A 20,186-nucleotide genomic window follows, 5' to 3' on the forward strand; every position below is an offset into this window, starting at 1 on the left:
GCCTAGAGGGACAGCCCGGCCACGACGCCGGGCAGTTCGTCGAAATGGCCGATCAGCGCCTCGGGCGCCAGGGCCGCCATGTCCTCCCCCGAGGGGCCGAAGCCCACGAGGATCGAGGGCACTCCGGCGGCGCGGGCCGTGTTGCGGTCGGTGTCGCTGTCGCCCACCAGGCAGCAGCGCGCGGGATCGGCGCCGGCCCGGCGCGCGGCCTCGCGCAGGGGCTCCGGGTCGGGCTTCTTCACCGGCAGAGTGTCGGCGCCCACCAGGGCGGCGAAATCGCCCAGCACGCCAAGCTCGGTCAGCAGGCGCCGCGCCAGCCCTTCCGGCTTGTTGGTGCAGATGGCCACCGCATGCCCGTCGGCGCGCAGGGCCGCGACCGCCTCCATCGCGCCGGGGTAGAGGACGGTGTGGCGCGCGATGTCACCGGCATAGGCCTCCAGCAGGACGGGATAGAGGCGGTGGATCTCCGCCTCGTCGCCGTCGCGGCCCAGCCGGGCCATCCCGAGGCGCAGCATGGCACGCCCGCCGCGCAGCGCGGTACCCGCATCCCCCGGCGTCAGAACGTCGCCCGCCCCGAGAGAGCGGAAACAGGCATTGGCCGCCGCCAGCAGATCGCCACTGGTATCCGCCAGCGTCCCGTCGAGATCGAAAACCACCGCGCGCATGTCTGTCCTTCCCGGATATCCGGCCCGCCACAGGCAGGCGCCGTTTCGCCGCGATTGTTGCGGGGCGAAACCCAAGTTGATCGCGGGGCGGCGCGGCTGACCTTGCACGCCCCTGCCCACCGGATAAAACGGGCGCGACGAAAGAACAATGGCCCAGACCCCGTGCAAGGGGCCCGTGGGCCGCAGGGGATCCGCGCCGCCCGTGCAAGAGGCGGGCGCATCCGGCACGACAAACCGACCGGGCAAAGCCTGGCGAGGGGGCAAGATGAGCACGGCACTGGTGATCCTGGCCGCGGGCAAGGGCACACGAATGAACTCGGACCTGCCCAAGGTCCTGCACGAAATCGCGGGCGCACCGATGCTGATGCATGCCATCGGCAGCGGCCTGGCGCTGGAACCCTCGCGGGTGATCGTCGTCGCGGGTCACGGCGCCGAAGCGGTGGCAAAAGCGGCCGAAGAGGCTTTCCCGCCCGCCCAGGTCGTCCTGCAGCAGGAGCAGAAGGGCACGGCCCATGCGGTCGCCCAGGCCAGTGAGGCGCTGGCCGATTTCGACGGCGATGTGATCGTCCTTTACGGCGACACCCCCTTCATCCGGCCCGAAACGCTGGAGGCCATGCAGGCCGCCCGCGCCAAGCATGACGTGATCGTCCTGGGCTTCGAGGCCGCGGACCCGGCGCGCTATGGGCGGCTGGTGATGCAGGGCGAACGGCTGGACCGGATCGTCGAATTCAAGGACGCGACGGATGAAGAGCGCCGCATAACCCTTTGCAATTCCGGTGTTGTCTGCGCCAACCGCAAGGTGCTTTTCGAACTTCTGGAGCAGGTCGGCAACGACAATGCCGCCGGGGAATACTATCTGCCCGACATCGTGGGCCTGGCCAATGCCGCAGGCCTGTCCTCGGGGGCCGTCACCTGCGCCGAGGAGGAAACGCTGGGCGTGAATTCCCGCGCGGAACTCTCTGTCGCCGAAGCGCTTTTCCAGTCCCGCGCCCGCGCCGAGGCGCTGGAGATCGGGGTGACGTTGCAGGCGCCCGAGACCGTCTTCTTCGCCTATGACACCTTCATCGGCGGCGACACGGTGATTGAACCCAACGTGGTCTTCGGGCCCGGCGTCACGGTCGAGAACGGCGCCCGCATCCGCGCCTTCTCCCACCTCGAAGGCTGCCACGTCAGCCGTGGCGGTGTCGTCGGCCCCTACGCCCGCCTGCGCCCCGGCGCGGAACTGGCCGAGGACGTGAAGATCGGCAACTTCGTCGAGGTGAAGGAGGCCCGGCTGGATCGTGGCGCCAAGGTCAACCACCTGACATATATCGGAGATGCGGACATCGGCGAGGAGACGAACATCGGCGCCGGCACCATCACCTGCAACTACGACGGCGTGATGAAGCACCGCACCCGCATCGGGGCGCGGGCCTTCATCGGGTCGAACACCATGCTCGTCGCCCCCGTCTCCGTGGGCGACGAGGCGATGACCGGCTCCGGGTCCGTCATCACCCAGGACGTGGAACCGGGCGCCCTTGCCATCGGCCGCGCCCGCCAGGTGACGAAACCGGGCATGGCGCGCAAATTGTTCGAAATGTTGAAACTCAAGAAGGCCCGCGCGGCCAAGGGGGTGGAATAATGTGCGGAATCATCGGGTATCTGGGAAACCACGAAGCCGCGCCCTTCCTCGTCGAGGCGCTGAAACGGCTGGAATATCGCGGCTATGACAGCGCCGGCATCGCCACGGTGCAGGACGGCCACCTGGACCGCCGCCGCGCCGTCGGCAAGCTGGTGAACCTCTCGGACGAGCTGGTGCATGCGCCGCTAGCCGGCAAGTCGGGCATCGGTCATACCCGCTGGGCCACCCATGGCAGCCCGACCGCCGTCAACGCCCACCCCCACCGGGTCGGCAAGGTGGCCGTGGTTCACAACGGCATCATCGAGAACTTCCGCGAGCTGCGCGCCGAACTGGCCGAGGCAGGGCTGGTGCCGGAGACCGAGACGGACACCGAAACCGTCGCCATGCTGACCGCCCAATACGTGGCCGAGGGCCTGTCCCCGCAGGAGGCCGTGGCCCGCACCCTGCCGCGTCTCGAAGGGGCCTTTGCCCTGCTCTTCCTCTTCGACGGCGAGGATGACCTGATGATCGCCGCCCGCAAGGGCTCACCGCTGGCCATCGGCCATGGCACGGGGGAGAACTACGTGGGCTCCGACGCGCTGGCGCTGGCGCCCCTGACAGACCGGATCACCTACCTGGAGGAAGGCGACTGGGCCGTCGTCACCCGCGAGAGCGTCACGATCTACGACGCCGCCGGACAGATCGCCAACCGCCCGGTGAAACAGGTCACCCTGGACAACGCCCGCGTCGACAAGGCCGGGCACCGCCACTTCATGGCCAAGGAAATCGCGGAACAGCCCCAGGTTCTGGGCGAGGCCCTGCGGTTCTACCTGGGCGAGGCGGGCGACAGGATCACCCTGCCCGGCGACGGGATCGACTTCACCAAGCTGGAACGGCTGACGCTGGTCGCCTGCGGCACGGCCTACTACGCCTGCCTGACCGCGAAATACTGGTTCGAGCAGATCGCCCGCATGCCGGTGGAGGTCGATGTGGCCTCCGAGTTCCGCTATCGCGAACCGCCGGTCACGCCCGGCACGATGGCGCTGTTCGTCAGCCAGTCGGGGGAGACGGCGGATACCCTGGCCGCCCTGCGCTACTGCCGCGACAAGGCGGAAACCGTGGTCTCCGTGGTGAACGTCGCCGAAAGCTCCATCGCGCGGGAAAGCGACCTGGCGCTGCCGATCCTGGCGGGCACCGAGATCGGCGTGGCCTCCACCAAGGCGTTTTCCTGCCAGCTGACCGTCCTGCTGCTGCTGGCGATCGAGGCCGGGCGCCAGCGCGGCACGCTGGACGCAGACCGTCTGGCGGACCTGCTGTCGGCGCTGCGCGGCCTGCCCTCGGTCATCGGGCGCGCCATCGACGACGGCGCCACCGCCGAGGCCCTGTCGCTGCAACTGGCGGAGGCGCAGGACGTGCTGTTCCTGGGCCGGGGCCTGATGTACCCGCTGGCGCTGGAAGGCGCGCTGAAGATGAAGGAAATCAGCTATATCCACGCCGAGGCCTATGCCAGCGGCGAGCTGAAGCACGGGCCGATCGCGCTGATCGACAAGCATGTGCCGGTGGTTGTCATGGCGCCGCGCGACGCGCTGTTCGACAAGACCGTGTCGAACATGCAGGAGGTGATGGCGCGTGGCGGGCAGGTCCTGCTGATCTCCGACCACGCCGGGATCACCGCGGCGCAGGACGGCATCTGGCGCAGCATCGAGATGCCGCAGGTCGATCCGGTCCTATCCCCCATCCTCTACGCCATCCCGGCACAGCTGATCGCCTACCACACCGCTGTGGCCAAGGGCACCGACGTGGACCAGCCGCGCAACCTGGCGAAATCGGTGACGGTGGAATGACCGGAACGGCCGAGACGACGGTGGCGCAGGGCCCGACCCTGGAGGCGGCGCTGGCCGCGCTGCAGGCCCAGGCGGATCCCGAACGGGCCGACGGCATGGCCGCCTATCACAAGGTGGATCGCCCCTATCTCGGCGTGCCCAACCCGGTGCTGAACGACCTGGCGCGCGACTGGCGCGCCGGGCTGACGTTGCAGGCGCGCATCGCCCTGGCGGCGCGCCTGTGGGACACGAACATCCACGAGGCGCGCGTGGTTGCCGCCAAGCTGCTGACCCAGGCGCGGATCCGGCCCGACGACGCCTCGGTCTGGTGGCTGATCTGTTCCTGGGTGCCGCAGTTCGACGCCTGGGCGATCGCAGATCACGTCTGCACCGCAGGCCAGCGGCGGATCATGGCCGACCTGTCGCGGCTGGATGAGGTCGAAGCCTGGACGACCCACGATCACCTCTGGACGAAACGCGCGGCCCTGGTGATGACCCTGGGCCTGACCAAGGCCAACCACCCGAGTGCCGCCGAACGCGTCGCGCGCGAACGGGTGCTGGGCTGGGCCGCTGGCTATGTCAGCGATCAGCGGTGGTTCATCCAGAAGGCCGTGGCATGGTGGCTGCGCGACCTGTCGAAACACGATGCGGCGGCGGTCACCGCCTTCCTTGAGGCCCATGGCGACGCGATGAGACCCTTCGCGTGCAAGGAAGCCGGAAGGTACCTGTCAGACGCGGGCTAAGGGCGCGGGCAGACGCGACCGGCCCTAGGCCCGATCACCCGCCGAAGATCTCCACCTCGGCCAGTGCCGTCAGCGGCAGGCCGAGGCCCTGCATCGCCTGCAGCGACAACCGCGCGCCGGCCCCGGCGGCACCACCGGCCAGCGGCCGCAGTGTGACTGCCACCTCGCGCCCCGTGTCAGCGGCCCGCACGCGTCCGGGCTGCGGCGCGGACACGAGCGCGGTCTTGATCCACATCCCCTGCTCCGTGGCGGTGCCCAGCGACGCGACGGACGTGCCCAGAGAGCCCGTCAGCGCGCCGGCAGGCGCCGCTGACGCCTCCTCGCCCGCGTCCGCGTCGTCCTGCGCCTCCGCGGAGAGCGGGGCGCCGTCTGTCGCCGGCGCCTCCATTCGCGGGGCATCATCGCCGCGCATGGGGACAAGGGACTGGCAGGCGGCCAGAAACGGAATCAGCAGGAGGGGGCGCAATATGGTCATGATCCCGAACCTAGCCCATCCGCCGGGACTGGCAATCGGGGAAAGTCCTTGTCGGCGACGCCCCGCGCCCCTACTTTCCCCCACATGGTTGAACCTCTCGTCGATCCCTTCCAGCGGGCCATCCGCTACCTGCGCGTCTCGGTCACCGACCGCTGCGATTTCCGCTGTGTCTACTGCATGTCCGAGAACATGAAATTCCTGCCCAAGAAGGAGCTTCTGACACTGGAGGAGCTGGACCGCATGTGTTCGACCTTCGTGCATCTGGGCGTCGAAAAGCTGCGGATCACCGGCGGCGAGCCGCTGATGCGGCGCAACATCATGCATTTCTTCCGCGACATGTCCCGTCACCTGGACAGCGGCGCGTTGCAGGAACTGACGATCACCACCAACGGCAGTCAGCTGGAACGCTTCGCGGATGAGCTTTATGCCTGCGGTGTGCGGCGCATCAATGTCTCCATCGACACGCTGGACGAAGAAAAATTCGCCCGCGTCACCCGCTGGGGCCGCCTGCCCCAGGTGATGCGCGGCCTCGACGCCGCCCAGAAGGCCGGCCTGAAGGTGAAGCTGAACGCGGTGGCCCTGAAGGGCTTCAACGAGGATGAGCTGTTCACCATGGCGGAATTCTGTTCCGAGCGCGGCATGGACCTGACATGGATCGAGGTGATGCCCATGGGGGATCTCGGCAACGAGGACCGCGTGGGGCAATACTGGTCGATGCGCGACCTGCGCGCCCAGCTGGAACAGCAGTACACCCTGACCGACCTGGCCGAGAGTACCGGCGGTCCCGCCCGTTACGTCCGGGTGGAAGAGACGGGCCAGAAGATCGGTTTCATCACGCCGCTCAGCCATAACTTCTGCGAAAGCTGCAACCGCGTGCGAATGACCTGCACCGGCGAACTGTTCATGTGCCTGGGCCAGGAAGACATGCTGGATCTGCGCCCTGCCCTGCGCAATTTCCCCCACGACGACGGCCCGCTGGAGCAGGAGATCCGCCGCGCGATCTCGCTCAAGCCCGAGGGCCATGATTTCGACTATTCGCGCCGCCGCGCCGATGGTCAGGTCTCGCGCCACATGAGCCACACGGGCGGGTGATGGCCCAGCCGTCGGGGATGACCCCCTTCTATCGTTTCTACTGTGGCGTGGCGACGATGCTGGCGCCGCTGGCCTGGCGCCGCGTGCGCGCCAAGCTGACGGCCGAGGGCATCGCCCCCGCCCGCATCCGTGAACGTCAGGGCCACGCCACCCTGCCCCGGCCCGAGGGTCCGCTGTTCTGGTTCCATGCCGCCAGCGTCGGCGAAAGCGTTTCGGTCCTCGCGCTGGTAGAGCGCATGCTGGCCGCCCGCCCCGGGGCGCAGGCCCTTGTGACCTCGGGCACCGGCGGCGCGGCCAAGGTGCTGGCCGATCGCCTGCCGGAGCGCACCCGGCACCAGTTCGCCCCCCTCGACACCGCCGCAGCCCTGCGTCGGTTCCTGCGCCACTGGCGGCCCGACGCGGGCATCTTCGTGGAAAGCGAGCTGTGGCCGCAGATGATCGTGCGGGCGCGGGCCGCCGGGACACGGCTGGCGCTGGTCAACGCGCGCATGTCCAAGGGATCGCTGCGCAACTGGGGCCGCTTCGACGACACCTTCCGCTTCCTGCTTGACCAGTTCGACCTGGTGCGCACCCAGGACCGCGCGACGCTGGACGGGCTGTTGGCGCTTGGCGCCGATCCGGCCCGGGTGGCACAGGGGCCGAACCTGAAGGCGATGATCGCCCCGCCCCCGGTCGATGCCACGGAGCTGGAGCGGCTGCGCGCCACCCTGCCCGGCCCCCTCTGGGCCGCCGCCGCGACCCATGCAGGCGAGGAGGAACAGGTACTGGACGCCCACATGGCCGCCCGGGCGCAGATCCCCGGCCTGCGCCTGCTGCTGATCCCGCGTCATCCTGATCGCGCCGAGGAGATCGCCCGGCTGGTGCACGACCGGGGCCTTGGCCTGGCGCAACGTTCCAAGGGGGAGGCCCCCGACGGTGCAGAGGTCTACCTGGCCGATACCTTCGGCGAGATGGGCCTGTGGTATTCCCTCGCCCCGCTCGCCTTCCTCGGCGGGTCGCTCTGCGACGCGGGCGGCCATACGCCCTATGAGCCCGCCTGTTTCGGCACGCCGGTCCTGCACGGCCCCCGCTACGCCAACTTCGCCGAGACCTACGCCGCTTTCGACGGTGCCGGCGCCGCGCTGGAAGTGCCCGATGCCGGGGCCCTCGGAACCGAGGTCGCGCGGCTGCTGACGGATGAGGCGGCCCTTACGGCCCTGAGCGAGGCGACCCGCGCCCTGTCGGCCGACCAGCGTGGCGGGCTGGACGCGGTGGCGCAGGAATTGCTGGACAGCCTCGCGCCCCTTTCCGACCCTGCGCCGCTGGTGTAATCGGGTCCGGCAACCGAAGGGAACCGGGATGAGCGAGCCAGACATCGCGCGCATCGACGTGATCGCACCGAATTTCAAGAAACGCATGTCGGGCGTCACCTCGACCGTCTACCGGCTGGTGCCCTTGCAGGCGCGGGAGATCGCCATCGCCTCCGCCGGCCCCGCCATCCCCGAAGGCGTGCCCGAGGTGTCGCTGCGATCGCTGGCCACCATGTCGCGCCGCGGCCCGTCCGGCCCGCGTGTCTGGCATGCCCGGCGCAACAACGAGATGCTGGCGGGCATCGCGCTCAAGCGTCTGCTGGGCAAGCGGCTGAAGCTGATGTTCACCTCCGCCGCACAGCGCGACCACAAGGGGTTCACCAAGTGGCTGATCCGGCAGATGGACCGCGTGGTGGCGACCTCCGCCCGCTCCGCCTCATTCCTGGAGGTGCCGGCGACGGTCATCCACCACGGCATCGACGCGGATCTGTTCCAGCCCGCCACCGACAAGACCGCCCTGCGGGCCGAACTGAACCTGCCGGTGGATCACAAGCTGGTCGGTTGTTTCGGCCGCATCCGGCCCCAGAAGGGCAATGACCTTTTCATCGACATGATGCTGCGCCTGCTGCCGGACCGTCCCGACGTGACGGCGGTGATGATGGGCGGCGTGACCGACCAGTTCCGCGAATTCCACGAAGGGCTGAAGGCCAAGGTGGAGGCGGCCGGTCTGTCGGACCGCATCCTGTTCCTTCCCGAGGACCCGCATTGGGACATCTCGCGCTGGTTCAAGGCGCTGGACCTCTACATCGCACCGCAACGCAGGGAGGGCTTCGGCCTGACGCCGATGGAGGCCATGGCCTGCGGCGTGCCCGTCGTCGCCACCCGTGCCGGCGCCTTCGAGGATTTCATCCCCGCGGGACAGGCCGGCGCCATCGTCGACATCGAGGACCTGAACGCGCTGACCGCCGAAACCGCCGCCCTTCTGGACGATGACGCGCGGCGCGCCCAATGGGCCGCCAACGCCCGCACCCATGTCCTGGAAAGCTGCCGGATCGAGCAGGAGGCTGCTGCCCTGGTCGCCATCTACCGCGATCTTCTTGCCGAGGGCTGATACCGGCGCCAGGCTGCGCCCATGCCCCTGCTGACCGCTTTCCACCACGTCGCGATCATCGCCAGCGACTATGCCCGTTCAAAGGCCTTCTACACGGAGGTGCTGGGCCTGTCGGTGATCGCGGAAACCTGCCGCGCCGAACGCGACAGCTGGAAACTGGATCTCGCACTGCCCGGTGGCGGCCAAATCGAGCTGTTCACCTTCCCCGGCGCGCCGCCGCGTGCCACGCGCCCCGAGGCGCAGGGCTTGCGACACCTGTGTTTCGCCGTGGCCGACCTGGATGCGGCGGTGGCCGAGCTGGAGGCGAAGGGCGTGCCGGTCGAACCGGTTCGCGTCGATAGGGGCACCGGCGCCCGTTTCACCTTCTTTGCCGATCCCGACGGATTGCCGCTGGAGCTTTATGAAACTTGAAGACCCGCACCCCGGGGGGCGCGGGTCTTGTCGTTGAGCAGTTGATGGCGCCCGTGCGCGACCTCAGTCGGTCGGCATGACGAAGATTTCACGCACGCTGGCACGGCGTTCAGCCTCCAGCGCGAAAAGCACCGACGCGGCGATATCCTCGGGCTTCAGCTTGTCGGGCTTGGCTTCGTCGAAGAAGGGCGTGTCGACCATGCCCGGGGCCACGACGGTGACGCGGGCGCCCCATTCGCGGAATTCCTCGGCCAGGTTGCCGGCATAGCCGTGCACGAACCACTTGGTCGCGGAATAGACCGAGCCCTTGATGTGGCGGCGCCCGGCGGCGGAGCCGGTCAGCACCAGGTCGCCCTTGTTCTTCTGCAGGTAGGGCGCGATGGCCTTGGCCGTCCACAACACGCCCATGACGTTCAGCGTCACCATGGACTGCCAGTCCTCCGGGTCGCCCTCCAGCGTACCTGCCGCCGAGGTGCCGCGCCCTGCGTTGGCAAAAGCGGCCGTGACATCGCCGAAATGGCCGGCGAGTTTGTCGACGGCCCTCCGCTGTTCCTCCAGCTGGCTGGCGTCACCCGGCAGGGCCAGGGCCTTGTCGCCCAGCTCTTCGACCAGCGCCTGCAGTTTGTCCTCGGACCGCGCGAAGAGGCCGACGTTCCAGCCCTTTTCGACCGCCAGCCGTGCGGTCGCCGCCCCGATGCCCGAGGATGCGCCGGTGATGAAAAGTGTCTTCTGTGCCATGAGGGATGCCTCCGATCTTGTTCAGATCGAGAAGGTGGGGCGCCTCAGGCGCTCGGCAACCCTCAGGGCCGCCCGACACGTCCCCTGCCCTGACGTAAAACGGGCGCCCAGACGAGGGCGCCCGCTGTCATCACGTCCGGTCATTCCACGGGATCCGACCCTCAGGCCGCCGGCATCCGCTTCTCGACGATCTCGGCCCACCAGGAGCAGCCGGCCGGGATGGCGTCGTCGTTAAAGTTGTAGGCGGGGTTATGCACGTCGGCGCTGTCGCCGTTGCCGACCAGGATATAGGCGCCGGGGCGCTCTTCCAGCATGTAGGCGAAATCCTCCCCCCCCAGGGTCATCTCCGCATGGGCGCAATCGCCGGAAACGGAGCGCGCGACCTCGGCCGCGAACTCGGTCTGTTCCTCGGCGTTGACCATGGGCGGGTAGCCCGGGAACCACTGGATGTCGGCATGCGTGCCGAAGGCCGCCGCCGCCTGGCCCACCACGGCCTTGAACCGTTCCTCGGCCAGGGCCCGCATCTCGGGCGTCATGGTGCGGATCGTGCCGCGGATCACCACGTTCGAGGGGATCACGTTGAACGCCTTCGACGAGCTTTCGATCGAGGTGACGGAGATCACCATCTGATGCACCGGGTCGGCGTTGCGGCTGACGATCGACTGGATCGCCCCCACCACGTGCGAGGCCGCGACGATCGGGTCGACGGTCTGGTGCGGCTTGGCGGCATGGCCGCCGTTACCGATGATCTTCACCTCGAACTGGTCGGTGCCGGCGAAGAAGGGCCCCGAGCGGATGGCGAACTGGCCCACCGGGATCTTTGGCCAGTTGTGCATGCCGTAGACCTCCTGGATGCCGAAGCGTTCCATCAGGCCATCATCGCACATTTCCTTGCCGCCGGCGCCGCCCTCTTCGGCGGGCTGGAAGATCACCACGACGGTGCCGTCGAAATTGCGCGTCTCGGCCAGGTACTTGGCCGCGCCCAGAAGCATGGCGGTATGGCCGTCGTGGCCGCAGGCATGCATGGCGCCGGGGGTCTTGGAGGCGTAGTCCACCCCGGTTTCCTCGTGGATCGGCAGGGCATCCATGTCGGCGCGCAGGCCGATCACCTTACCAGACCCGTTGGCCTTGCCCTTGATGACGCCCACAACGCCGGTGCGGCCGAGGCCGGTGGCGATCTCGTCGACGCCGAACTCCTTCAGCTTCTCGGCGACGATGGCCGAGGTGCGGTGCGTTTCATACAGGATTTCGGGGTTTTCGTGCAGATCGCGGCGCCAGGCGGTAATTTCGTCCTGCAGCTCGGCCAGGCGGTTCTTGACGGGCATGGGTTTGGTCCTCGTGTCGGTTGGGGCGGTCAGCGAGGCAGCGGCAGACGGCGCTCGGCCATCTCCGCGAACCAGCTTATCCCATAGGGGATGACCGCGTCGTTGAAGTCATATTCCGGGTGGTGAAGCCCGGCGCTGTCGCCGTTGCCCACCACCACGTAGGCGCCGGGCCGCAGGCGCAGCATCTCGGCGAAATCATCGGCGCCCATGACGGGCGGGAAGTCGGTCGCGGCGGTGGAGACGGCGCGGCCGGCCTCGGCGGCGTGTTCCACAGAGGCCGCGTCGTTGATAAGCACCGGCGGGCCGGGCAGGAAGGTGATCTCGGCCGCGACCCCGAAGGCGGCGGCGGTCTGGGTCGTCACCTCCTCGATCCGGCGGCGAACCTGCTTTTGTACCTCATCGTCGTGGACGCGGAAGGTGCCCTTCAGCTCCACCACCTCGGGGATGACGTTGTAGGTATTGGTCTCCGTCCGGAAGCCGCAGACCGAAACGACCGCATTCTGCACCGGATCCACGTTGCGGCTGACGATGCTCTGCAGCGCGGTGACGACATGGGCGGCGGCCAGGGTCGTGTCGACGTTGAGGTTGGGCATGGCCGCATGGCCGCCCTTGCCGGTCAGCACCACGTCGAAGCGCGCGGGGGCGGCGAACTGCGGCCCCGGGCGCATGGAGAAATCACCGACCTTCATCCCGGGCCAGTTGTGCATCCCGTAGACCTCATCCACGGCGAAGCGGTCCAGCAGTCCGTCTTCGATCATCGCCTTGGCGCCACCCCCGCCCTCTTCGGCGGGCTGGAAGATGCAGACGACGGTTCCGGCGAAGTTGCGCGTCTCGGCCAGGTACTTCGCCGTACCCAGCAACATGGAGGTGTGGCCGTCATGGCCGCAGGCGTGCATCTTGCCGGGGATGGTCGAGGCATGGGGCAGCCCCGTTGCCTCCAGGATCGGCAGGGCATCCATGTCGGCGCGGAAGCCCACGGTCGGCCCGGGCTGGCTGCCACGGATCACGGCGACCACGCCGGTGCCCCCGACCCCGGTCGCGACCTCATCCACACCGAAGGCGCGCAGCTTCTCGGCCACGAATTGCGCCGTCTCGTGTTCCTCGAACCGCAGTTCGGGGTGCGCGTGCAGGTGATGGCGCCAGCCGGTCACCTCCTCGGCCATTTCGGCAATGCGATTGCGGACCGGCAAGATCAGACCTCCAGCTCTGCGATCAGGTGGCGCATGAAGGCATGGCCCCTGTCGAACTCTTCCAGCGTGATGAACTCGTCCGGCTGATGCGCCTGTTCGATGTTGCCCGGTCCGCAGACCACGGCAGAGATGCCGCGCGCCTGGAAATAGCCCGCCTCGGTGCCATAGCTGACCACGTGGCTGCCATTGTCGCCCGTCAGCTTGCGCGCCAGGGCGTCGGCCTTGCCGTCGATTTCGGGCGTCAGCCCCTTGGAAGAGAACATGCGCGTCACGGTGATCGAGGTTTCGGGCCGGATCGCCTGCATCGACGCCTCGACGCGGCGCACCTCGGTCTCATAGGCCTCCGCGTAGATCTCGGGGCTTTCGCTGGGAATGCAGCGGAAGGACATGACGAAACGGCAGGTCTTGGCGGTGATGTTATGGGCCGTGCCACCCTCGATCGTGCCGACATGGGCATTGGTCCAGGGCGGATCGAACATGGCGTCCGTGCCCGTGGCCTCCTTGGCGGCATTGGCGGCGTTCACCTGGTTGCCCCAGTCGACCAGCTTCGCCGCCTCCATGACGGCGGAGACGCCGCGATAGGCGATGGAGCTGTGCACCTCGAAGCCGTTGACGACCGTATCGAAGGCCACGCCGGCCTTGTGCCCGGCGACCACCTTCATCTCCGTCGGCTCGCCGATAATGGCCACGGCGGGTTTCGGCACCTGCGGCAGGCAATCATCCAGAAGCGGCTCCGCCCCTAGAAGGCCGATTTCCTCGTCATAGGTGAAAGCCAGGTGCAAAGGTTTCGTCAGCGCCTTCGAGCTGGCCTCGGCCAGGGCCCAGACGGCCATGGCGTCGAAGGTTTTCATGTCCGCCGTGCCGCGCCCGAAGAGCTTGCCGTCCCGTTCGGTCACCGTGAACGGATCGGAGGACCACTCTTGCCCGTCGACTGGCACCACGTCCGTATGGCCCGACAAGACCACGCCGTCCTCTTCCGCCGGGCCGACGAAGGCCCAGAGGCCCGCCTTGGGTTCGCTTTCGTGATGGTGGCGGATGCAGGTGGCGCCGTGTTCTTCGAGGTAGCTCTGCACCCAGTCGATCAGCGGGATGTTCGTGTCGCGGCTGACCGTGGGGAAGGAGATCAGTTTCTCCTGGATCTCACGCGGAGATAGTCGGGACGTCATCGTCGGGTCTTTCCTGTCCCGCGCCACAGCGGCGCGCGGTCATAACTGCGGGGCTGCCCGGGACATCCCGGGCGCATCGTCACCGGATCGGCGGGCATATCAGTACCCGCTGTCGGTGGTCAGGATGAAGTGGTCTTCGCCCACCTTCTCGTAGACCGAGGGTTCGGCCTGATAGTCCAGATCATGGATCGGCGAGGGGATCGGCTTGAAGTTCAGTTCGCGCTCCGACTTGCGCTTGGTCGGATCGGCAATCGGCACGGCCTTCATCAGCGCTTTGGTATAGGGGTGCTGAGGGTTCTCGAAGACGGCCTGACGGCTGCCGATCTCGACGATGCGGCCCAGGTACATCACGCCGACCCGGTGGCTGACCCGTTCGACCACGGCCATGTCGTGGGAGATGAAGAGGAAGGACAGGCCCAGTTCCGCCTGCAATTCCATCATCAGGTTCACCACCTGCGCCTGCACCGACACGTCCAGCGCCGAGACCGCCTCGTCGGCGACGATCAGCTTGGGATTCAGCGCCAGCGCCCGCGCGATGGCGACCCGCTGGCGTTGCCCACCCGACAGCTCATGCGGATAGCGGCGCATGAAGTTGCGTGGCAGTTCGACACGGTCGAACAGCATCTCGACCCGCTCCTGCATCTCCTTGCCCTTCAGCGTGCCGAAGTTCTTCATCGGCTCCGCCACCTGATCGGACAGCTGCATCTGAGGGTTCAGCGAGGCGAAGGGATCCTGGAAGATCATCTGCATGTCCAGACGCGCCTTGCGCAGGTCGCGGTCGTTCAGCGCCATGATGTCCTTGCCGTCCAGGTTGATCTCCCCCGACAGCGGCTCGACCAAACGCAGGACCGACCGGCCCGTGGTCGACTTGCCGCAGCCCGATTCCCCGACCAGGCTGAGGGTCTGGCCGCGGTTGATGTCGAAGCTGACATCCTCGACCGCATGCACGTTCGCCACGGTCTTGCGCAGCACGCCACCCTTCACCGGGAACCGCGTGGTCAGGTTCTTCACTGACAGCAGCACCTCGTCCTTGCCAGGGATAGGCTCGATCTTCTGGCCTTCGACACCGAACAGCTTCATCGGTTCCGGCAGCGGCTTGCCGGTCATCTCGCCCAGCTTGGGCACGGCCGCCAGCAGGGCCTTGGTGTAGTCATGCTTGGGCGCGGCGAAGATCTCCTCCACCGGGCCCTCCTCCACCTTGTTGCCGCGGAACATCACGACGACGCGGTCGGCCATCTGGGCCACCACGGCCATGTCGTGGGTGATGAACATCACGGCGGTGCCGGTTTCCCGCTTCAGCCGGTCCATCAGGGCCAGAATCTCGGCCTGGATGGTCACGTCCAGCGCGGTCGTGGGTTCGTCCGCGATCAGCAGGCGCGGCTCGCAGGCCAGGGCCATGGCGATGACGACCCGCTGACGCATGCCGCCCGACAGCTCGTGGGGGTACTGCTTGATGCGACGCTCGGGCTCGGGGATTCGCACCTCGCGCAGAAGATCGACGGCCTTCTTCATGGCCTCGCCCTTCTTCATGCCCTTGTGCAGCATCAGTCCCTCGGCCAGCTGCCGGCCCACGGTGAAGACCGGGTTCAGCGCCGTCATCGGCTCCTGGAAGATCATCCCGATCTCGTTGCCGCGAATGGTGCGCATCAACGACTGGTCCGCCGAGGCCAGATCCAACTCCTTTCCGTCCTTTCGGTCAAAAATTAGGCGCCCGCCGGCGATGGTCCCGCCGCCATATTCGATCAACCGCATCAGCGAGAGCGAGGAAACCGACTTCCCCGACCCGGATTCGCCCACGATGCAGACCGTCTCGCCGGGGTTGATCTGGAAGGAAACGTCCTTCACGCCAACCACCGGGCCGTCCTTGGTCTCGAAGGAAACACGCAGGTTTTCAATGCGGGCGATAGGGTTGGCGGAGCCGGGAGCGTCGAGCATATGGAGACCTGTTCGGAAAGAGTTGCCCGAACGCTACAGAGGCGGTCACGCCATTGTCAAACGGCTCCGTACATTCCCCTCAGGTCACCCGCGCTCGGCCCGGATGACGCTCTGCGAAGGGTTGCAATTTGATCGAATCCGATTTTCGATAAGGTATCCACGGGTGGGACCTGACGTCCGGCTGCCGAAAGGCGCGCCGGGCGTTCTCAATATCACCCGGGTCAACGATCGGGCCGCAGAGGCCCGGCACTCAACTGGGAGATACCTATGAGTCTGAGATCTGTCCTGCTCGGCGCAGCGGCCCTGTCCGCCATTGCGCCCGCGGCCTTCGCCGAGCGCGGCTCCGATGGCCACGTCAACATCATCTACTGGCAGGCCCCCTCGGTGCTGAACCCCTACATGTCGGGCGGCACCAAGGATATCGAATCCGCCTCGATGATCCTGGAACCGCTGGGCCGGTTCGACCAGGACGGCAACATGGTGCCCTTCCTGGCAACCGAGATCCCGACCGTCGACAATGGCGGCGTGTCCGAAGACCTGACCGTGATCACCTGGAAGCTGAAAGACGGCCTAAAATGGTCGGACGGCACGCCCTTCACCTCGGCGGACGTCGCCTTCACCTATGACTACTGCACCGCCGAAGGGTTCGGCTGTGCCCAGGGCGCCAAGTTCGACAGCGTGGAGTCGATCGAGACCCCCGATGACCTGACCGTGGTGGTCACCTTCAAGACACCGCAGCCCAACCCCTACCTGCCCTTCATGGGCAACCAGTCGCCGATCCTCCAGAAAGCCCAGTTCGAGAACTGCCTTGGCGAAGCGGCATCGACCTGCACCGAGGCCAACTTCAACCCGATCGGCACCGGCCCCTTCGTGGTGGACGAGTTCAAGCCGAACGACGTGATCTCCATGTCGGCCAACCCGAACTATCGTGATCCGGACAAGCCCGCCTTCGCCACCGTGACCTTCAAGGGCGGCGGCGACGCAGCCTCCGCCGGCCGTGCCGTGCTGGAAACCGGTGAATTCGACTACGCCTGGAACCTGCAGCTGGCCCCCGAGGTCATCGCGGAGATGGAAGAGGGCGGCCAGGGCAAGACCGTCGTGGGCTTCGGCACCCTGGTGGAACGGATCGAGATGAACCTCACAGATCCCTCCTCCGACCTGCCGGCCGACGTGCGCGCCACCCGTGAGGCGCCGCATCCCTTCCTCAGCGACGTGCGCGTGCGCAAGGCGCTGTCGATGGCCATCGACCGCGAGATCCTGGTGGAAATCGGCTACGGCGAAGCCGGCCGCGCGACCTGTAACCTGGTCCCCGCGCCCGAACTTTACGCCTCGCCCAACACCGACTGCCTGACGCAGGACCTGGAAGGCGCCAAGGCGCTGCTGGACGAAGCCGGCTGGGTCGACACCAACGGCAACGGCATCCGCGACAAGGATGGCGTCGAGATGGAGATCCTCTTCCAGACCTCGACCAACGCCGTGCGTCAGAACTTCCAGGACGCCATCAAGGCCTGGTGGGAAATGATCGGTGTCTCCGTCGAGCTGCGCAACGTCTCCGGTTCGGTCTTCTTCGGTGGGGACGCGGGTTCGCCCGACACCTTCCAGAAGTTCTATGCGGACACCGAGATGTACGCCAACAACTTCGACGGTACCGATCCGCAGGCCTACCTGGCCCAGTACCGTTGCGACAACGAGCCCCAGCCCGACAACCAGTGGCAGGGTGAGAACATCAACCGCTACTGCGATCCGGAATACGATGCCCTGCTCGACGAGCTGGCGAAGACCGGCGATCTGGAGAAGCGCGGCGAGATCGCGATCAAGCTGAACGAGATGCTGACCAAGGAAAGCTACACCATCGTTCCGCTCGTCGACCGTGGCCGTGTCTCTGCCCACTCCAACACGCTCGGTGGCGTGGTCCTGAACACCTGGGACTCCGAGCTGTGGAACGTGGCCGACTGGTACCGCATCGAGGAATAAATCCTTCCCCGGAGATCCGGGCCTGCGGGCCCGGGTCTCCGACCCTCCCGCCTGATCTCGTCTGACAGCGCCAGCCAAGGACCCCCGGGCCGGGAGAGCCCGAGCATGGGGCCAAGGCCGGGACAAGGACCGGATCAGCGCCACAGACGCCGGGACCCTTCATGCTGAATTTCACTCTAAGGCGGCTCCTGATCGCCGTGCCGACCCTGCTGGCCAGTGCCGTGGTCATCTTCGGCCTGCTGCAACTCGCCCCGGGCGACCCGATGGCCAACGTGCCGTTGACGGTCCCCCCGGAGGTCAAGCAGCGCATGCGCGAGGCCCTGGGCCTTGGCGAGCCGATCCACATCCAGTTCTGGAAGTGGCTGGTCCAGTTCTTCTGGATCGAACCCCAGGTCCTGATCGACCATGTCTTCGGCACCTCCCTGTCCGAGGGCAAGCTGCGCGTCATCTCCTGGCAGACCCGCTCGCCGGTGATGGACATCGTGGTGCAGCGCCTGCCGCAGACGCTCTGGGTCGTCGGCACCTCCTATGCCGTCGGCATCCTGATCGCCCTGCCCATCGGGATCTATTCGGCCTATCGCCAGTACTCAGTCTTCGACCAGGCCGGGACGTTCATCTCGATGGTGGGCTATTCCGTGCCCACCTTCTTCACCGGGGTGCTGCTGATCGTGATCTTCTCGGTCAACATGCCGCGCGAAAGCTTCTTCTGGTTCCCCTCGATCTACGACACGACCCATGTGGTCGACAGCTGGTCCGCCTTCGGCTTCCAGGTGCGGCAGATGTTCCTGCCGGTGATGGTGCTGGCGCTTTACAACGCGGCACAGATCTCGCGCTTCATGCGGGCCTCGATGCTGGACAACCTGAACCAGGACTACGTGCGCACCGCCCGGGCCAAGGGCGCCGGCGAACGGGTCGTGGTCTTGGTGCACGTGCTGCGCAACTCGCTGATCCCCGTCGTGACCGTCATCGCGCTTGGCGTGCCGCAGGTCTTCGGCGGCGCCATCATCACCGAGCAGGTGTTCAAGGTGAACGGCCTGGGCCACCTGCTGATCGGCGCGATCGAGGCCAATGACCTGCCCATGGTGCAGACGCTGACCTTCATCTTTGCCGTCCTGATCGTGCTCTTCAATCTCATCGCCGATGTCCTTTACGGCATCCTCGACCCGCGGATCCGCTATGACTGACCCCATCGACGAAACCGTCCCCGCAACCGGAGGCGCCACCGAAGCCGGCGGCGTCCTTGCCGGGCCGATGCCCACCACCCCGCCGCGCAGCCAGTGGTACGAGGTCTGGACCCAGTTCCGGCACCACAAGGGCGCCATGGCCGGTGGCATCGTCTTCCTGGTGATTCTGTTGGGCGTGGTCTTCGGCCCCTGGCTCTGGCCACTGGACCCCGCCGCCATCGACTTCCGCGCCCGCAACGTCGGGCCCACCTGGGCGCATCCCTTCGGCACCGACCAGCTGGGCCGCGACATGCTGGCCCGGATGATCGAGGGCGGCCGCGTGTCGCTTTCGGTGGGCATCACCGCGATGCTCCTGGCGCTGGTACTGGGCACGCTGATCGGGGTGCTGGCGGGCTACTTCCGCCGGCTGGACAACATCCTGATGCGGCTGACGGACCTCTTCCTGGCCCTGCCCTTGCTGCCGCTGCTGCTGGTCATGGTTCTGCTCTTCCGCGAACCGCTGGCCGCCGCCTTCGGTATCGAGACGGGGATCTTCATCCTGATGGTCTCGGCCATCGGCGTGACCTCCTGGATGCCCACGGCGCGGATTGTGCGCGGCGACGTCCTCGCCCTGAAGGAACGCGAGTTCGTGCTGGCCGCGCAATCCATCGGCACCACCAACGCGATGATGATCATGCGGCACATCCTGCCCAACGTGATCTCCCCCATCGTCGTCTCGGCCACGCTGGGCATCGCCAATGCGATCATCACCGAGTCGGCGCTGTCCTTCCTCGGCCTCGGCTTCCCGCCGGACTTCCCCACCTGGGGACGGCTGCTGTTCGACGCGGTGGACTACATGCAGCAGAACCCCGAACGGGTGGTCATGCCCGGGATCGCCATCTCGCTGACGGTGCTGTCGGTGAACTACCTGGGCGACGGTCTGCGCGACGCGCTGGACCCGCGCATTCGCGGCCGCTGAGGCCTCCGCTGTCGACAAGAGCAAACGCCCGGACCGCAAGGCCCGGGCGTTTCTCGTTCCGGTAGGGCGATGACGCGCCTAGCTGCCCTTCATCTTGGTCGGCCGCTTGGCGATGGTGCCCTGGGCCGCCGCCACGATCTTCTCCGCGCCATCGGTGACCGCGAAGATGTCACAGCGGCACACGGCCTGCGTCGACCCATGGGACATCACCTGCCCTCGCGCCACCAGCCGCTCCCCCACGCCCGGACGCAGGAAGTTGATCTTCCATTCCAGCGTCAGCACGTCTTGCAGGACCGAGCCACCCGCGAACGTCAGCGCCAGGTCCGCCAGGGTCGATGTCACGCCCCCATGGACGAAACCGTTGTGCTGCTTGTGGCGCTCCTCGATCTCCAGGGTCAGCTCGCAAAACCCCATCTCGAACCGCGCGATCTCGATGCCCACCTCCTTCGAAAAGGGCTGCGCGTCCAGGATCTCCTGGCCAAAGGGTATCAGATCCATTTCCAATCC

18 protein-coding genes are annotated in these 20,186 nt (G+C 67.2%); 10 read left to right on the forward strand and 8 right to left on the reverse strand.

Annotated elements, in window-relative coordinates:
* Positions 1-2: 2 nt before the first annotated feature.
* Positions 3-665, reverse strand: coding sequence for an HAD-IIIA family hydrolase (locus CVM50_RS15995; RefSeq protein ID WP_085888433.1), 663 nt, complete (start codon positions 663-665; stop codon positions 3-5).
* Positions 666-930: 265 nt separating this feature from the next.
* Between CVM50_RS15995 and glmU the strand changes: the two genes are divergently transcribed.
* The 3 genes from glmU to CVM50_RS16010 are packed head-to-tail and all read left to right on the forward strand — an operon-like array spanning position 931 to position 4,831.
* Positions 931-2,286 carry a bifunctional UDP-N-acetylglucosamine diphosphorylase/glucosamine-1-phosphate N-acetyltransferase GlmU gene (glmU, locus tag CVM50_RS16000; protein ID WP_085888434.1) on the forward strand — a complete coding sequence of 452 codons (1,356 nt, stop codon included), beginning with the start codon at positions 931-933 and terminating at the stop codon, positions 2,284-2,286.
* Entirely contained in the window at positions 2,286-4,109 is a 1,824-nt protein-coding gene (gene glmS, locus CVM50_RS16005) for a glutamine--fructose-6-phosphate transaminase (isomerizing) (RefSeq protein WP_085888435.1), read from the forward strand. Before glmU ends, glmS begins: the two co-directional genes overlap by 1 nt.
* Positions 4,106-4,831, forward strand: coding sequence for a DNA alkylation repair protein (locus CVM50_RS16010; RefSeq protein ID WP_085888436.1), 726 nt, complete (start codon positions 4,106-4,108; stop codon positions 4,829-4,831). Before glmS ends, CVM50_RS16010 begins: the two co-directional genes overlap by 4 nt.
* 34 nt (positions 4,832-4,865) lie before the next feature.
* Here CVM50_RS16010 and CVM50_RS16015 read toward each other — a convergent pair whose 3' ends face one another.
* The gene (locus tag CVM50_RS16015) at positions 4,866-5,306 is read right to left on the reverse strand and encodes a hypothetical protein (RefSeq protein ID WP_100148520.1); all 441 of its coding nucleotides are present in this window, start codon (positions 5,304-5,306) and stop codon (positions 4,866-4,868) included.
* Between the two features lie 84 nt (positions 5,307-5,390).
* On the opposite strand from CVM50_RS16015, the gene moaA reads away from it, so the two are divergent.
* Genes moaA through gloA2 form a run of 4 tightly spaced genes read left to right on the forward strand, consistent with a single transcriptional unit; the run spans position 5,391 to position 9,209 of the window.
* Positions 5,391-6,398, forward strand: a complete 1,008-nt coding sequence (gene moaA, locus CVM50_RS16020) for a GTP 3',8-cyclase MoaA (RefSeq protein WP_085888437.1) — start codon at positions 5,391-5,393, stop codon at positions 6,396-6,398.
* Positions 6,398-7,708: a 3-deoxy-D-manno-octulosonic acid transferase gene (locus CVM50_RS16025; protein ID WP_085888438.1), complete on the forward strand. Its 1,311-nt coding sequence runs from the start codon at positions 6,398-6,400 to the stop codon at positions 7,706-7,708. The genes moaA and CVM50_RS16025 overlap by 1 nt, the downstream gene beginning before the upstream one ends.
* 28 nt (positions 7,709-7,736) lie before the next feature.
* Complete coding sequence (locus CVM50_RS16030) at positions 7,737-8,798, forward strand: glycosyltransferase family 4 protein (protein ID WP_085888439.1); 1,062 nt, start codon at positions 7,737-7,739, stop codon at positions 8,796-8,798.
* Positions 8,799-8,819: 21 nt separating this feature from the next.
* On the forward strand, positions 8,820-9,209 hold the full coding sequence (gloA2, locus tag CVM50_RS16035; RefSeq protein ID WP_085888440.1) for an SMU1112c/YaeR family gloxylase I-like metalloprotein: 390 nt from the start codon (positions 8,820-8,822) through the stop codon (positions 9,207-9,209).
* A 63-nt stretch (positions 9,210-9,272) separates the two neighbouring features.
* Here gloA2 and CVM50_RS16040 read toward each other — a convergent pair whose 3' ends face one another.
* The 5 genes from CVM50_RS16040 to CVM50_RS16060 all read right to left on the reverse strand — a co-directional run bounded on the left by CVM50_RS16040 (position 9,273) and on the right by CVM50_RS16060 (position 15,563).
* On the reverse strand, positions 9,273-9,947 hold the full coding sequence (locus CVM50_RS16040; protein WP_085888441.1) for an SDR family oxidoreductase: 675 nt from the start codon (positions 9,945-9,947) through the stop codon (positions 9,273-9,275).
* A 161-nt stretch (positions 9,948-10,108) separates the two neighbouring features.
* Positions 10,109-11,272 carry a M20 aminoacylase family protein gene (locus tag CVM50_RS16045; protein WP_085888442.1) on the reverse strand — a complete coding sequence of 388 codons (1,164 nt, stop codon included), beginning with the start codon at positions 11,270-11,272 and terminating at the stop codon, positions 10,109-10,111.
* A 29-nt stretch (positions 11,273-11,301) separates the two neighbouring features.
* On the reverse strand, positions 11,302-12,462 hold the full coding sequence (locus CVM50_RS16050) for a M20 aminoacylase family protein (RefSeq protein WP_085888443.1): 1,161 nt from the start codon (positions 12,460-12,462) through the stop codon (positions 11,302-11,304).
* 2 nt (positions 12,463-12,464) lie between these two features.
* Positions 12,465-13,628, reverse strand: a complete 1,164-nt coding sequence (gene argE, locus CVM50_RS16055; protein ID WP_085888444.1) for an acetylornithine deacetylase — start codon at positions 13,626-13,628, stop codon at positions 12,465-12,467.
* 99 nt (positions 13,629-13,727) lie between these two features.
* Positions 13,728-15,563 (reverse strand): ABC transporter ATP-binding protein, encoded by a 1,836-nt coding sequence (locus CVM50_RS16060; protein ID WP_085888445.1) that lies wholly within the window; start codon positions 15,561-15,563, stop codon positions 13,728-13,730.
* A gap of 267 nt (positions 15,564-15,830) precedes the next feature.
* On the opposite strand from CVM50_RS16060, the gene CVM50_RS16065 reads away from it, so the two are divergent.
* The 3 genes from CVM50_RS16065 (at position 15,831) to CVM50_RS16075 (ending at position 19,679) form a co-directional block, all read left to right on the forward strand.
* Positions 15,831-17,537, forward strand: a complete 1,707-nt coding sequence (locus CVM50_RS16065; RefSeq protein ID WP_085888446.1) for a peptide ABC transporter substrate-binding protein — start codon at positions 15,831-15,833, stop codon at positions 17,535-17,537.
* A gap of 161 nt (positions 17,538-17,698) precedes the next feature.
* Complete coding sequence (locus CVM50_RS16070; protein ID WP_085888447.1) at positions 17,699-18,721, forward strand: ABC transporter permease; 1,023 nt, start codon at positions 17,699-17,701, stop codon at positions 18,719-18,721.
* Positions 18,714-19,679: an ABC transporter permease gene (locus tag CVM50_RS16075; protein WP_085888448.1), complete on the forward strand. Its 966-nt coding sequence runs from the start codon at positions 18,714-18,716 to the stop codon at positions 19,677-19,679. The genes CVM50_RS16070 and CVM50_RS16075 overlap by 8 nt, the downstream gene beginning before the upstream one ends.
* Positions 19,680-19,757: 78 nt before the next feature.
* On the opposite strand, the gene CVM50_RS16080 is transcribed toward CVM50_RS16075, so the two are convergent.
* Positions 19,758-20,177, reverse strand: a complete 420-nt coding sequence (locus tag CVM50_RS16080) for a PaaI family thioesterase (protein ID WP_085888449.1) — start codon at positions 20,175-20,177, stop codon at positions 19,758-19,760.
* Between the last annotated feature and the right edge of the window lie 9 nt (positions 20,178-20,186).

This window comes from Pseudooceanicola marinus (assembly GCF_002786295.1).
GTDB classification, from domain to species: Bacteria; Pseudomonadota; Alphaproteobacteria; order Rhodobacterales; family Rhodobacteraceae; genus Pseudooceanicola; species Pseudooceanicola marinus.

Excerpts from the sequence above, each read along its gene's own strand:
- CVM50_RS15995 (WP_085888433.1), bottom strand. The coding sequence starts at position 665 with ATGCGCGCGGTGGTTTTCGATCTCGACGGGACGCTGGCGGATACCAGT.
- glmU (WP_085888434.1), top strand. The coding sequence starts at position 931 with ATGAGCACGGCACTGGTGATCCTGGCCGCGGGCAAGGGCACACGAATG.
- glmS (WP_085888435.1), top strand. The coding sequence starts at position 2,286 with ATGTGCGGAATCATCGGGTATCTGGGAAACCACGAAGCCGCGCCCTTC.
- CVM50_RS16010 (WP_085888436.1), top strand. The coding sequence starts at position 4,106 with ATGACCGGAACGGCCGAGACGACGGTGGCGCAGGGCCCGACCCTGGAG.
- CVM50_RS16015 (WP_100148520.1), bottom strand. The coding sequence starts at position 5,306 with ATGACCATATTGCGCCCCCTCCTGCTGATTCCGTTTCTGGCCGCCTGC.
- moaA (WP_085888437.1), top strand. The coding sequence starts at position 5,391 with ATGGTTGAACCTCTCGTCGATCCCTTCCAGCGGGCCATCCGCTACCTG.
- CVM50_RS16025 (WP_085888438.1), top strand. The coding sequence starts at position 6,398 with ATGGCCCAGCCGTCGGGGATGACCCCCTTCTATCGTTTCTACTGTGGC.
- CVM50_RS16030 (WP_085888439.1), top strand. The coding sequence starts at position 7,737 with ATGAGCGAGCCAGACATCGCGCGCATCGACGTGATCGCACCGAATTTC.
- gloA2 (WP_085888440.1), top strand. The coding sequence starts at position 8,820 with ATGCCCCTGCTGACCGCTTTCCACCACGTCGCGATCATCGCCAGCGAC.
- CVM50_RS16040 (WP_085888441.1), bottom strand. The coding sequence starts at position 9,947 with ATGGCACAGAAGACACTTTTCATCACCGGCGCATCCTCGGGCATCGGG.
- CVM50_RS16045 (WP_085888442.1), bottom strand. The coding sequence starts at position 11,272 with ATGCCCGTCAAGAACCGCCTGGCCGAGCTGCAGGACGAAATTACCGCC.
- argE (WP_085888444.1), bottom strand. The coding sequence starts at position 13,628 with ATGACGTCCCGACTATCTCCGCGTGAGATCCAGGAGAAACTGATCTCC.
- CVM50_RS16060 (WP_085888445.1), bottom strand. The coding sequence starts at position 15,563 with ATGCTCGACGCTCCCGGCTCCGCCAACCCTATCGCCCGCATTGAAAAC.
- CVM50_RS16065 (WP_085888446.1), top strand. The coding sequence starts at position 15,831 with ATGAGTCTGAGATCTGTCCTGCTCGGCGCAGCGGCCCTGTCCGCCATT.
- CVM50_RS16070 (WP_085888447.1), top strand. The coding sequence starts at position 17,699 with ATGCTGAATTTCACTCTAAGGCGGCTCCTGATCGCCGTGCCGACCCTG.
- CVM50_RS16075 (WP_085888448.1), top strand. The coding sequence starts at position 18,714 with ATGACTGACCCCATCGACGAAACCGTCCCCGCAACCGGAGGCGCCACC.
- CVM50_RS16080 (WP_085888449.1), bottom strand. The coding sequence starts at position 20,177 with ATGGATCTGATACCCTTTGGCCAGGAGATCCTGGACGCGCAGCCCTTT.